Genomic DNA, 12,076 nt, shown 5'->3' on the forward strand with positions numbered 1-12,076 from the left:
CAAGGAGGCCGGGCGTGTACGGCGACCCAGCGACGATCCGCAAGATCCTGACCGAGCGCGGCGACACCTGGGCGGTCGTGGGCCTGTCGACGAACCCGCAGCGGGCTGCCTACCGGGTGGCCGAGGTCCTCCAGCGCCACGGCAAGCGGATCGTCCCCGTCCACCCGAAGGCCGAGACGGTCCACGGCGAGCAGGGCTACGCCTCGCTGGCCGACATCCCCTTCGACGTCGATGTCGTCGACGTCTTCGTGAACAGCGCCCTCGCCGGTCAGGTCGCCGACGAGGCCACCGCCATCGGCGCCAAGGCCGTCTGGTTCCAGCTCGACGTCATCGACGAAGCCGCGTACGACCGTACCCGGGCCGCCGGCCTCGACATGGTCATGGACCGCTGCCCGGCCATCGAGCTGCCCCACCTCGGCTGACCCTCGAACACTCGCCGGTTTCCGGCAGCCTCACTGTGCCGGACCACCACCGGACCGCCCCCGCCGACGCAGCAGCAGAAGTCCGCCCGCGAGAGCGGTGATGCCGGTGGCGGCGGTCCAGGCGACGACGTCCGTGGAACCGGTGGCGGCGAGGTCCTCGCCCTTACCGCCCTGGGGAGTCGCACCGGCCGAAGGCGACGCGCCCGCCCCGCCGCCCGGCGCGCCCTGACCGTCGCCGCTCGGGCCACTGGCACTCGCGCCGGGGCTGAGACCAGGGTTGGAGCCGGTGTTGGTTCCCGCGCTCTCGATCGCCCTGTCGCGGGTGAACGCCAGTGTCCCGAAGCCGAGTTGGTCGTAACCTCCGCTGTTGGGGCCGTAGTCACCGCCGCCGCCCTCAGGGGACGCCTGGGCGGCGACGCGGGTCAGGTAGGTCGCCGACAGGCCTCGGCGCTTGGTGTAGTGGTTGGCGATCATGGCCCAGATCGGGCGGGTCATCGCCGGGTCCACACCGGCGGCCCGGGTCGCGCTCGCGCTGCCGGACCAGCCGCCCACCGCACCCTTCCTGCGGGTGTTCGCCGTGTAGGGCACCTCGCCACCCATGCTCCACCTGGCCACGTACTGGGCGCCCTTGAGGAAGCGGCTGTCGTCGTAGCCGTAGAGGTCGATGCCCTGGTTCCAGGCCATCTCACAGACCGTGCCCATCAGGCCGACGCCGAGCAGCGCGTGCCCCTGGTCGCGGCCCGCCTCGACCCACTCGCCGAGCCCCTGGTCGTCGTACACGACCGGGATGGCGTTCTTGACCGAGCCCATGCCGGCGCCGTGCTTGAAGTACTCGACGGCCCGGTCGATCTTGGCGCGGTCGTCGCACAGGATGCCGACGGCCAGGACACAGGCGATGGCCGTGAGGTCCCAGTTGGCCCAGTAGTTGGTGATGACGGCGCCGTTGTGGTTGGCCAGGAAGTCCTCGCTGAGCGGGTAAAAGACGTCCAGCATCATCTTCTGGAAGCGGGCGAGGTCGAAGTCGACGTGGTCGCGGACGAGTTCGGCCGCGTTGGCGAACTGGTAGCCGTACAGACCCGCCGCGAGGAACCGGTCGGCAGACCCCGCCACCTCGGTCAGCCTGGCCGACCAGGCGTTCAGGATCGCGACGGCGGTGTCCCCGTACACGCTCTCACCGGTGACATGCCATCGCAGGGCGTTCTGGTAGGCGGCGTGGATGTCGTTGTAGAGGATCACGTAGTTCTGCGGCGAGCCTGAGCCCCGGTAGACCGTGGCCTGCGGGTTGGCCGTCCAGCCGCTCTGCGCATGGCGGTTGGCGGCCAGCCGCGTGAAGCCCGCCGTGTACGGCGCGGCCCCGGCCTTCACCTTCTTCGCCATCCGGTCCAGATCCGTCCGGGTGTGCAGCATGCCCGGGTGGACGAGACTCGCGCCGGCCGCTGTGGCCTGGGGGGCGGCGAGGGTCGTACCGATGGCTACGGCGCCCGCTGTCGCGCCGGTGAACTTCAGCATGCCGCGACGGCTGATCTCTGTGTTCAAAGCTCCGGTCCTTGGCTCTGGGGGGGGTGAGGTGCTCTCGGAGATACGGAGAGGAGATACGGACAGGAGACGCGCCCCAGGACCGCCGATAACGAAAAGTGTGGGTTACCCGACCAGGGCGGGCGGTCGACATAATGCACAAGTGACTTGCGCCTCACCGCCCCCCGGCCCCACGCCCAACTCCCCCTCCGCTAGGCGGTTCCCGGTGGTGATCGTGGGCGCCGGACCCGCCGGACTCGCCGTCGGCAACATCCTGCGGGCAGCCGGCATCGACTGTGTGGTGCTGGAGACGGAGAGCCGGGAGTTCATCGAGCAGCACCCCCGAGCAGGGTTCATCGAGGAGTGGGCGGTACGCGCGCTCCAACAGCGGGGCCTGGCCGACACGTTGCAGGAGCGGGCCGGTACGCACACCAGGTGCGAGTTCCGGTTCGACGGCCGACGCCATCGTTTCGAGTACGCCGAACTGTCAGGCCACCGCCACTTCGCCTATCCCCAGCCGCTGTTGGTGACGGACCTGGTGCGCGAGTACGCCGACGTGCGCGGCGGCGACATCCGTTTCAGCGTGCGGGACGTCCTCGTCCACGACCTCGACACCGACCGGCCCGCCGTGTCCTACGTCTCCGCAGAGACGGGTCAACGGGAGTACGTGCAGGGCGAGTTCATCGCCGGGTGCGACGGAGCACGTGGAGTGACCCGTACGGCGATCCCGGCGGAGCACGCCCGCGTCGCGCGGCACGACTACGGCATCGGCTGGCTGGCCCTCCTCGCCGAGGCACCGCCGTCCAACGACTGCGTCATGTTCGGCATCCATCCGCGCGGCTTCGCCGGGCACATGGCACGGGGGCCCGAGGTCACCCGCTACTACCTGGAGTGCCCGCCCGGGGACGACCCGGAGAACTGGCCGGACAACCGCGTCTGGGCCGAACTCCACGAGCGACTGAGCGCGTTGGGGGCACCCCCGCTCAACGAGGGCCGCCTGATCGAGAAACGCGTCCTCGACATGCACAACTACGTAGTGGAGCCGATGCAGTTCGGGCGGCTCTTCCTTGCCGGTGACGCGGCCCATCTCACCGCTCCCATCGCCGCCAAGGGAATGAATCTCGCCCTGCACGACGCCTTCCTGCTCGGCGACGGACTCGTCGACTACCTCACGAAGGGCGACCCGGACGCCCTCAACGGCTACTCGAAGGCGTGTCTGCGGCGCGTCTGGCAGTACCAGGAGTTCTCCCTGTGGCTGTCCGACATCTACCACGGGGCGTCGTCGGGCGACCCGTTCCGCTCCGGCACCACCCTCGCGCGTCTGCGCCGCATCCTCAACTCCCCGGCGGCGGCAGCGGCGTTCGCCGACGTGTACATCGGCAGGGACGCCGACCACTGACACCGGAGACCACGTCGAGCCGTATCCGACACCGGCTCAGCGGGCCGCATCCACCCGCCGTCAGTTGACGCCCAGTCCGGTCACCACCACGGCTCCCGGAAGCGCGGCGAACGCCTTCCCGGGCACCAGCAGTTTGCCGCGCCGCCGACCGCTGCCGACCAGCACCCAGGGCAGGTCGACAATGGCCGAGTCGACCAACAGGGGCCAGGAGTCCGGGAGTCCGATCGGCGTGATGCCTCCGTACTCCATGCCGCTCTCCCCGACGGCCGTGTCCGTCGGCGCGAACGACGCCTTGCGGGCGCCGAGTTGGCGGCGCACCACCCCGTTCACATCGACCCGGGTGGTCGAGAGGACGAGACACGCGGCGAGGGTGGTCTCGCCGCCACGCTTGCCGGCCACGACCACACAGTTCGCCGACTGTTCGAGCAGCTCCCGCCCGTAGTGCTCCACGAAGACAGCCGTGTCGGCCCGTTCCGGGTCGGTGTCGACGTACAGGACCTGGTCGGCGGGCACATCGCCGGTCCAGTGGCGCACGGCGTCGGCGACCGGGCCGACGAGTTCGCCGAGGCAGTCGGGGGCCGGGGTGGCGGAGTCGAAGTCTCCGATGGGCGCGCGCATGACGGCACGCTAACAGCCTCGGGCAGGCCTTCGGCCGGGCGCCTCAGCTCACCGGCGGGACCGACACCGACATCAGCATCTCCAGCGGTACGGCGCCGTCATTGCCGTATGTGTGGGGGACGTTGGCCTCGAAGGTGGCGCTCGCGCCCGCCGGGACACGGTGTTCGACTCCGTCGACCGTGAGCGTCAGTTCGCCCGCCGTGACATGGAGGATCTCGAAGGTGCCCGCGGGGTGGGGGTCGGACGGGCTGCTGTCGCCGGGCATGAGCCGCCAGTCCCACAGTTCCAGCGGACCCGGCGCCTCGGTGCCCGCCAGGAGCCGGTTGTAGCTGCCCGCGTCGTTGTGCCACAGTCGCACGGCCTGGTCGGCGGGGACGATACGGACCTTCGGGCCCTGTTCGTAGTCGAGCAGGGTCGTGATGCTCACGCCGAGCGCGTCGCCGATCTTCACGACCGTGCCGAGGCTCGGGTTGGTGCGGGCCTGCTCGATCTGGATGAGCATCCCGCGGCTCACCCCGGCACGGGCGGCGAGCGTCTCCAGGGTGAAGCCACGCTCGGCGCGCCAGCGCTTCACACTGCGCGCCAGGGACTGGGTCAGCAGGTCGAGGTCCGACAATGTTCCGTCCCAGTTCTCGTCCGACACTCTTGCCTTTGGCGTGGTCATCAACTTCGGCCACCGCTTCACAGCTTCAAGACCTCATCCTGCCGCACAATCCTGAGTGCAATATCTTGCATGACAAGATTCACTTCACTGCACTACCGTGTGGTGCACCGAATCGTTCACTCCACTGTACTGCGAGGCGTCCTCATGACCGCATTCTTCGCCCTGGTCACCAGCCTGCTCTGGGGGCTGGCCGACTTCGGCGGCGGCCTGCTGACCCGGCGAATGTCCGCGCTGACGGTGGTCGTGGTCTCCCAGTCGATGGCGGCGGTCGTGCTCGGCGCGATCGTGGTCCTGACCGGCGGCTGGAGCGAGGCGGGCCCCCGACTCTGGTTCGCGGTCGCCGCGGGCCTGGCCGGACCGGTGGCGCTGCTCTCCTTCTACAAGGCGCTCGCCCTGGGCCCGATGGGGGTCGTCTCCCCCCTCGGCTCCCTTGGCGTCGCCGTCCCCATCAGCGTCGGGCTCTTCCTCGGCGAGCGCCCCGGGCTGCTCCAGTTCGCGGGGATCGCCGTGGCCGTCGCAGGGGTCGTGCTCGCGGGCGGGCCGCAGCTCAGGGGCGCGCCCGTGCAACGGCAGGCGATCCTACTGAGCCTGCTCGCGGCGTTCGGCTTCGGCACGGTGTTCGCGCTGATCGCGGAGGCGTCGACCACCGTCACCGGCCTGTTCCTCGCGCTCTTCGTGCAGCGCGTGACGAACGTGGCCGTCGGTGGCGCCGCACTGTACGTCTCGGTCCGGCGCGGCAACGCCGCCCTCCCGGCGGGCGGCTTCCCCTGGCGCCTGCTCCCCGCGCTCGGCTTCGTCGGCCTTGCCGATGTCGCCGCCAACGGCACCTACTCGGTCGCCGCCCAGCACGGCCCGGTCACCGTGGCCGCGGTACTCGCCTCGCTCTACCCGGTGGTCACCGCCCTGGCGGCCCGCGGCTTCCTCAGCGAACGCCTGCGCACAATCCAGGCGGCGGGCGCGGGCCTGGCCCTGGTCGGCACACTCCTACTCGCGACGGGCTGAGCACCGGCCACCACAACCACCGGGACCAGGACTCGGCGCACACGCCACTCGCAGCGTCCACCCCTGCCAACACCCCCAGCCGCCCCGGAGCGACCCCCTCCAGAATCGGCATCGGCGCCAATGTCCACAGCACAGGCCCCTCTCAGGTGGGCACACCCCTGCTCGCGACCGGCTGAGCACCAGTCACCACAACCACCGGGACCAGGACTCGGCGCACACGCCACTCGCAGCGTCCACCCCTGCCAACACCCCCAGCCGCCCCGGAGCGACCCCCTCCAGAATCGGCATCGGCGCCAATGTCCACAGCACAGGCCCGGCCCAGGTGGGCACACCCCTGCTCGCGACCGGCTGAACACAAGTCACCGCAACCACCGAAATCAGGACTCGGCGCGCACGTCCCCCGCGTGCTCCGCGTCCAGTTCCGCCAGGCGCGCCACAGTCCCCTCGTCCAGCTCCGCCAACGCCCGCAGCTGATCCGGCGTGGTTCCCTCCGGTATCGGTGTCGGGGCCGGTGTCCGCAGCGGTGGGCGCCAGCCCTCGGTCGGCGTCCAGCGGCGTACGACCCTGGCCGGGGCCCCCGCCACCACCGCGTGGTCGGGCACCGTTCCGCGTACCACCGCACCGGCGGCCACCACCACGTTCCGCCCGATCCGCGCCCCCGGCAGGATCACCGCACCGGTGCCGATCCAGCAGCCCGGGCCGATCTCCACCGGCTCCATCCGCGGCCACTGCTTGCCGATGGGCTCGTGCGGATCGTCGTACGAGTGGTTGGTGGACGTCACGTACACGTACGGCCCGAAGTAGCAGTCGCTGCCGATGGTCACCGTCGTGTCGGCGATGACATGGCTGCCGCGGCCGAGGACGACACCGTCGCCGATGCGCAGGATGGGGTCGGGGCCGAGGTCGAGGTCCGGCATCAGGCCGGCCGTCAGGGTCACCTGCTCGCCGACGATGCAGTGGGAGCCCAGCTCGATCCAGGGTTCACCGAAGACCGTGCCCAGCGGGAAGGCGAGCCTGGTACCTGTTCCCATCGCCCGGAAGTGCAGCCGCCCGGGGCTCTCGGCGGTCACGGAACCCGTGCGCTGCACCCAGGCCCAGCCCGCGTGCACCGCGCGCTGCGCCAGCCGACGCCGCCATGACGAGAACGTGTTCTTGGGCTTGGGCACCCGCACACCGTACTCACGGCCGGGCGGGGCCAGCATGCCGTACACCTGTGATCTTCGCCCCACGGAAGTGGCGTACCGTCGACGCATTCGAGGACCAGGAGGCGCGATGACGCACAAGGCGTTGATCACCGGCATCGGCGGCAGGGAACCGAAGGTGGACGAGGAGGCGTTCGTGGCGCCCACGTCCTCGGTGATCGGGGACGTGACCCTTCAGGCGGGGGCCAGTGTCTGGTACGGCGCGGTGCTGCGCGGCGACGTGGAACGGATCTCCGTCGGCGCCCAAAGCAACATCCAAGATAACTGCACCCTGCACGCCGACCGGGGTTTCCCCGTGACCATCGGCGAGCGGGTCTCCGTGGGCCACAACGCGGTGGTGCACGGCGCGACGATCGAGGACGACTGTCTGATCGGCATGGGCGCGACCGTGTTGAACGGCGCGGTCATCGGCGCGGGCTCCCTGGTGGCGGCGCAGGCACTCGTACCGCAGGGCATGGAGGTCCCGCCGGGTTCACTGGTCGCGGGCGTACCGGCGAAGGTGCGGCGGGAGCTGACGGACGAAGAACGCCAGGGCGTCACACTGAACGGCACGATGTACGCGGAACTGGCGAAGGCCCACCGGGAGATCCACGAGTAGAGCAGCCCGCCTACACGGGCGCGGGGAACCTCGCGGCAAGCCGCAGACGGCCCGCGCCCGAAATCACTCGGCGACCCCTACGGTCTCGGCGTCAGGCACAGCACCCTGCATCTTCTTGGCCTTGCGCTTGAGCACCAGCATCGACGTCAGCCCGATCAGCACCGCCAGCACCAGCCCCAGCCACGAGAACCGCTTCAGCCAGGACTCCGCGACCACACCCACGTAGTAGATGACCGCCGTCGTACCGCCCGCCCAGATGATCCCGCCCAGCACGTTGGCGATCAGGAACTTCCAGTACGGCATCCGCAGCACCCCCGCCAGCGGCCCCGCGAAGATCCGCAGCAGCGCGACGAAGCGGCCGAAGAAGACGGCCCACATGCCCCACTTCTCGAAGGACCGCTCGGCGGTGGCGATGTGTCCCTCCCCGAAGTGCTTGGGGAACCTCGCGCCGAGCCAGGCCAGCAGCGGCCGACCGCCCTTGCGGCCGATGGCGTAACCGATGGAGTCACCGATGATCGCGCCGGCGCTCGCGCAGGCGCCGAGGACGATCGGGTTGATCTCACCGTGCTGGGAGGCGAGCAGCGCGGCGGAGACCAGAACGATCTCGCCGGGCAGCGGAATGCCCAGGCTCTCCAGCCCGATGACCAGCGCCACCAGGGCGTAGATACTGACAGCGGGGATCGTCTCCAGCCATTCCTGCACGTGCAACGCCGGTTTCCTTCCGATCTCGCCGTACGCCCGGTACGCCTGCGCCCCGGCGCGCGCCCGGCCATGGGCACACCCCGGGAAGCCTACCGGGTCGAGGTGAGACCGGGTCCGCGTCGGCATCCCGCTGCTCGTACTGACGTTCCCATTAGGACATGGCTCGTGTCAGTCAGCTGGGCGAACGACCTGATACCTGGGTGAACGAGCCGGCCGCCCGCACCGCCGAGACCACGACGGCCTCGACCGCGCCCAGTGGCTGCTGCAGGTCCGCCGCCGGGGTGGGCGCGGGCTGCTCCTCGGCGCCGCCGTCCGCGACGTATCGTGTCTCGAACTGCTGGTCGGAAGTGGCCTCGGGTGCGGGCGCGGGCGCCCCGGGTGCTCCCGAAGTCCCCCCACCGATATCGGACTTGGGCCCCTGTTGCGTCCCGTCCGAACCGCCCTTCCCCTCCCCCTTTCCCTTCGGCTTCTGGCCCGTCTCCCCGCCCTTCCCGTCCCTGTCTTCCTTGTCCTCCTTGTCACCCTTCGCCGCCCCGTCGCTCTCCTGCCCGTCCCCCTTCTTGGCGGAGTCGGACGCGGACCGCCCGGGCACGAGCGTCCAGGTCTCCCCCTCGGACCCGGACCTCGTCCTGACCACGACGTCCGCACCGGCGCGGAGCGAGACGGGCGCGACGGCCAGTTCCTCGCGCCAGCGGGGCAGCAGTTCACCCTGGACGGTGAGGTCGTAGCGAACCTCGTCGGCGGGGGACCCGACGCAACCGGAGAGGACGACGTCTCCGTCGGCGCCGTGGGAGTCGAGGCACAGTCTCGGGTCGGCGAGGCTGCGCAGGAGTCCGTCGTACTCGTACGACCACTGCTGGGTCTCGGCGGACGAGCACTCGGCCAGCCGGGTCCCGGCGCCGGCCAGGACCCGGCCGCCCCGGATGTCCAGACACAGACCCGTGGCGACGTGGCGCAGTCTGCCGCGTTGCCCCGCGCCGGGATAGGTGGCAGGGGCCGGCGACGAACCGTCGGCCTGCGACGGGGAGGCCGACCCGGGGCCGGCCGGGCTCGGGGAGGCGACACCCGGGTCGGCCGAGTAACCGCTCGCCGTCCCCCAGGTGGCCGTCGGCACAGTGCTGTCGTGCGACCAGTTGCGGGCGCCGAGCACGCTCGCGAGCAGCGCGAAGGACATCACACCGACTCCGACGGCCACGGCGCGCCTGCGCTTCCCCGGGAGGGCGAACCGGTCGTCGGGGAGGGGGAGATGGGCCATGAGCCGATGCCGGCCACCGTTGCCGGGTCCCTGTTTGCCGCCACCTCCACGGCCGGCCGGCTTGCGGGGGAAGGCGCCCGGGCCACCACGTCCTGGGCGGGAGTCGAGATATCGGCGGGCTCCCCAGCCGAGCACGGCCTCGGCGATGAGCGTGCCGAGTTCGCCTTCGAAATGGCTGAGTTGCTCAGCGGCGTGCCGGCAGTGACGGCACCTCAGCAGATGCTGCTCGACATCGGGCAGCAGGGCGCCGCCGCGTCGGATCGGAACGTCGAGGAGGCGGTTGTAGAAGCGGCATTCGTTGGTCGGCGCGAGTTCACGATGGGCGTGCACACAAGCGGTGCGGAATTGCTCGCGAGCCTGTTCCAGCGCCGCCGAAGCGCTTACGGAGTCCACCCCCAACAGACCGGCCGGTACGGAAAGGGGCTCGGCCTCGACCTCGGTGTGCCAGAGCAGGCATTGGGCCGCTCTCGGCAGGACACCGAATGACCGCTCGGCCAGTTGCCGATTTTCGGACGTCCGAGCCCTCGCCGCGCGTAGACCACGCGCACCGGTGGGTTTGCGGAGTTCCGGAAGCACCACCGAAATACCGTCCTCGGCGGACCACTCCCGGACCGTTTCCCTTACCGCTACGAGGAGTTGGGGGCGCAGCGCCCGATTCGACTCGCTGCGCTCCAGCAACCCGAGCACGCGATGGAAGGCCGACGTGGCGGCCATCATGGCGAGGTCTCCCTCGACCGCGAGGCAGATCGCCGCGTAGTCGTACGTCGACTGCCAGTGCCGCGCCAACAGCAGTGCGACGGCGTACGCGCTCTCGTCCTCCACTCGTCCCCGCAGTCGCGCGGCGAGGTTCATGTCGGATTCCCCCTGGCTCGCGCCAGGACGGGGCGGGTAGGGCGGACGCGGTGGGGGAGGGGATTGCACAGAACCTATTTCCTTCCAAGCCGTAGGACGGCACAAGCTAATTGCACATCCACGGGAAAGCAGGTGCCCGATTGGTGCGTACCTACGACTCGTCAGCTGTGGGACTTCGGGTCGACCGGCACGGAATCCCGAGCGGGAAAAGGGGGTCCGACCTCCGCCCCCGCGCGAGTTGGCCAACAGTCGCACACACGTCTCACACTAAACAAGCAGTACGAGTGACCGAAGTTCAAAACGAAGAGAATTCAGATGTGTTACCGACGGTATCCGCACCAGCATTCGAAATTGCACCTCCGATGCCCGCCGAGTTGTGTGCACGAACACCCGGATGGCACACACAATCTTCAACTTCCGGCACCGCGAGGGACGCCAACGCCGGCTGGAGACCCGGGGCCAACTGACCTCCACCCGCGCCGAGTTGATCACTCGCGCCGGCCGGCGGCAGTCGGATCGCGGCCCAAAAAAATGAGTATGACCCGGTAGGTCCATGGACCTACCGGGTCATAGCGGCTCCGCCGGCCGGTCACTGTCGCGGGACACCGGCAGATGTTCGGACAGAGGGTCGGATAACGTCCATTTCATCGCTGCCGACACCGCCGTCTCACCGGTCGGCGACGGCCCCGTAGTGACTCTCGCCCGAGCCGGCCCGCCGATCGCCGTATCGTTACCGGCCATGTGGCCAGAACAGCAGCCGCCCGGGGGCGAGCAGAACCCGCAGGACCCGCAGCAGGCGCAGGTCCCGCCGAACAATCCCTACCAGCAGGCGGGCTATCAGCAGCCGAATCCGTACCAGCAACCCGGATACCAGCAGGCCGGGTATCCACAGCCCAACCCCTATACCCAGCCCCCGCAGCAACAGCCGCAGCCGGCCTGGGGTGCTCCGGCGCCGACGGGCGCCCCGCAGCCGCCGTCGGGCGGAGACGGGAACCGGACGAAGGTCACCGCGATCGTCGCGGCCATCGCTGTCGTGATCACCGCCGGGGTGACCGGTTTCCTGGTCCTGGGCGGCGACAAGGACGAGCAGGCGGGCGCGGACAACAAGGACAAGCAGTCCGCACCCGCGTCGACGGCCGCCCCCGAATCGGCGGACCCCGGCGATTCGGCCCCCGCCTCCGCGTCCGCGTCGGCCTCCGACGACAACCCGCGGGACGCCCAGGCCGAGCAGCCGACCGTCGCCGGCTGGAAGGTGGTCGTGAATCCGAAGTGGGGCACGGCCTTCGACGTACCGGCGGACTGGGAGGTGAAGACGCCGGGCACGCTGATCGGCTTCGAGGAGGCCGACGCCAAGGGCGACATCAAGCCGCTCATCACCATGTCGGCGCCCGCTTACTACAAGTCGAAGTGGTGTGTCTCGGACGACGACAAGGACGGCCGTACGTCGGACACCGCGCTCGCGGGCGTGGGCACCAAGGGCGCGAGCGGCGCGAAGAACGCCGACGAGGTCGCCCTGAACCAGGTGCCCTGGTGGGTCTACGGCGGTTACACCCAGCCGGACAAGAAGAGCCTCGTCTTCGACGAGAAGGCGACTCCGTACACGACGAAGTCGGGTATCAAGGGCAGTTTCGCCCGGGCCCACTCGAAGAACACACCGCAGAAGGGGAAGTGCGCGAGCGACGGCAAGGCCATCACCTTCGGTTTCAAGAACTCGGTCGGCGACTACGTGGCTTGGAGCCTGTACGGCGCCACGGGCGTCGCCGGAGAGGTGCCCGAGAAGACGATCATGCAGATCCTGAGCACGGTCCGACTGCACGGGGACCCCACCGGGTCGTGACTGGGGCGTG

At 70.0% G+C, this 12,076-nt stretch carries 11 protein-coding genes; 5 read left to right on the forward strand and 6 right to left on the reverse strand.

Annotation, left to right across the window (positions count from 1 at the left end):
* Window positions 1–14: 14 nt before the first annotated feature.
* Window positions 15–422, forward strand: a complete 408-nt coding sequence (locus tag QA861_RS30650; protein ID WP_334591921.1) for a CoA-binding protein — start codon at window positions 15–17, stop codon at window positions 420–422.
* Window positions 423–452: 30 nt separating this feature from the next.
* Here the strand turns inward: QA861_RS30650 and QA861_RS30655 are convergent, their stop codons facing one another.
* Window positions 453–1,931 (reverse strand): alginate lyase family protein, encoded by a 1,479-nt coding sequence (locus QA861_RS30655; RefSeq protein ID WP_334594891.1) that lies wholly within the window; start codon window positions 1,929–1,931, stop codon window positions 453–455.
* A 232-nt stretch (window positions 1,932–2,163) separates the two neighbouring features.
* Between QA861_RS30655 and QA861_RS30660 the strand changes: the two genes are divergently transcribed.
* Window positions 2,164–3,336, forward strand: a complete 1,173-nt coding sequence (locus QA861_RS30660; protein WP_334591922.1) for a 4-hydroxybenzoate 3-monooxygenase — start codon at window positions 2,164–2,166, stop codon at window positions 3,334–3,336.
* Between the two features lie 60 nt (window positions 3,337–3,396).
* Here the strand turns inward: QA861_RS30660 and QA861_RS30665 are convergent, their stop codons facing one another.
* Both QA861_RS30665 and QA861_RS30670 read right to left on the reverse strand, forming a co-directional pair.
* On the reverse strand, window positions 3,397–3,954 hold the full coding sequence (locus tag QA861_RS30665; protein ID WP_334591923.1) for a YbaK/EbsC family protein: 558 nt from the start codon (window positions 3,952–3,954) through the stop codon (window positions 3,397–3,399).
* 43 nt (window positions 3,955–3,997) lie between these two features.
* Window positions 3,998–4,570 (reverse strand): cupin domain-containing protein, encoded by a 573-nt coding sequence (locus tag QA861_RS30670; RefSeq protein WP_334594892.1) that lies wholly within the window; start codon window positions 4,568–4,570, stop codon window positions 3,998–4,000.
* 192 nt (window positions 4,571–4,762) lie between these two features.
* On the opposite strand from QA861_RS30670, the gene QA861_RS30675 reads away from it, so the two are divergent.
* On the forward strand, window positions 4,763–5,620 hold the full coding sequence (locus tag QA861_RS30675; protein WP_334591924.1) for an EamA family transporter: 858 nt from the start codon (window positions 4,763–4,765) through the stop codon (window positions 5,618–5,620).
* 377 nt (window positions 5,621–5,997) lie between these two features.
* Here QA861_RS30675 and QA861_RS30680 read toward each other — a convergent pair whose 3' ends face one another.
* Window positions 5,998–6,786, reverse strand: coding sequence for an acyltransferase (locus tag QA861_RS30680; protein WP_334594893.1), 789 nt, complete (start codon window positions 6,784–6,786; stop codon window positions 5,998–6,000).
* A gap of 106 nt (window positions 6,787–6,892) precedes the next feature.
* On the opposite strand from QA861_RS30680, the gene QA861_RS30685 reads away from it, so the two are divergent.
* Window positions 6,893–7,420 carry a gamma carbonic anhydrase family protein gene (locus QA861_RS30685; RefSeq protein WP_334591925.1) on the forward strand — a complete coding sequence of 176 codons (528 nt, stop codon included), beginning with the start codon at window positions 6,893–6,895 and terminating at the stop codon, window positions 7,418–7,420.
* Between the two features lie 63 nt (window positions 7,421–7,483).
* Here QA861_RS30685 and QA861_RS30690 read toward each other — a convergent pair whose 3' ends face one another.
* Both QA861_RS30690 and QA861_RS30695 read right to left on the reverse strand, forming a co-directional pair.
* Window positions 7,484–8,128, reverse strand: coding sequence for a DedA family protein (locus QA861_RS30690; RefSeq protein ID WP_334591926.1), 645 nt, complete (start codon window positions 8,126–8,128; stop codon window positions 7,484–7,486).
* Window positions 8,129–8,294: 166 nt separating this feature from the next.
* Window positions 8,295–10,229: an RICIN domain-containing protein gene (locus tag QA861_RS30695; protein WP_334591927.1), complete on the reverse strand. Its 1,935-nt coding sequence runs from the start codon at window positions 10,227–10,229 to the stop codon at window positions 8,295–8,297.
* Window positions 10,230–10,968: 739 nt separating this feature from the next.
* On the opposite strand from QA861_RS30695, the gene QA861_RS30700 reads away from it, so the two are divergent.
* Window positions 10,969–12,066, forward strand: coding sequence for a DUF8017 domain-containing protein (locus tag QA861_RS30700; RefSeq protein ID WP_334591928.1), 1,098 nt, complete (start codon window positions 10,969–10,971; stop codon window positions 12,064–12,066).
* The last annotated feature ends 10 nt before the right edge of the window (window positions 12,067–12,076 follow it).

The organism is Streptomyces sp. B21-083, from assembly GCF_036898825.1.
GTDB lineage: Bacteria > Actinomycetota > Actinomycetes > Streptomycetales > Streptomycetaceae > Streptomyces.

Bases quoted from the DNA above. Each gene is read 5' to 3' on its own strand.
- QA861_RS30685 (WP_334591925.1), top strand. From the start codon at position 6,893: ATGACGCACAAGGCGTTGATCACCGGCATCGGCGGCAGGGAACCGAAG.
- QA861_RS30655 (WP_334594891.1), bottom strand. From the start codon at position 1,931: ATGCTGAAGTTCACCGGCGCGACAGCGGGCGCCGTAGCCATCGGTACG.
- QA861_RS30695 (WP_334591927.1), bottom strand. From the start codon at position 10,229: ATGAACCTCGCCGCGCGACTGCGGGGACGAGTGGAGGACGAGAGCGCG.
- QA861_RS30700 (WP_334591928.1), top strand. From the start codon at position 10,969: ATGTGGCCAGAACAGCAGCCGCCCGGGGGCGAGCAGAACCCGCAGGAC.
- QA861_RS30675 (WP_334591924.1), top strand. From the start codon at position 4,763: ATGACCGCATTCTTCGCCCTGGTCACCAGCCTGCTCTGGGGGCTGGCC.
- QA861_RS30665 (WP_334591923.1), bottom strand. From the start codon at position 3,954: ATGCGCGCGCCCATCGGAGACTTCGACTCCGCCACCCCGGCCCCCGAC.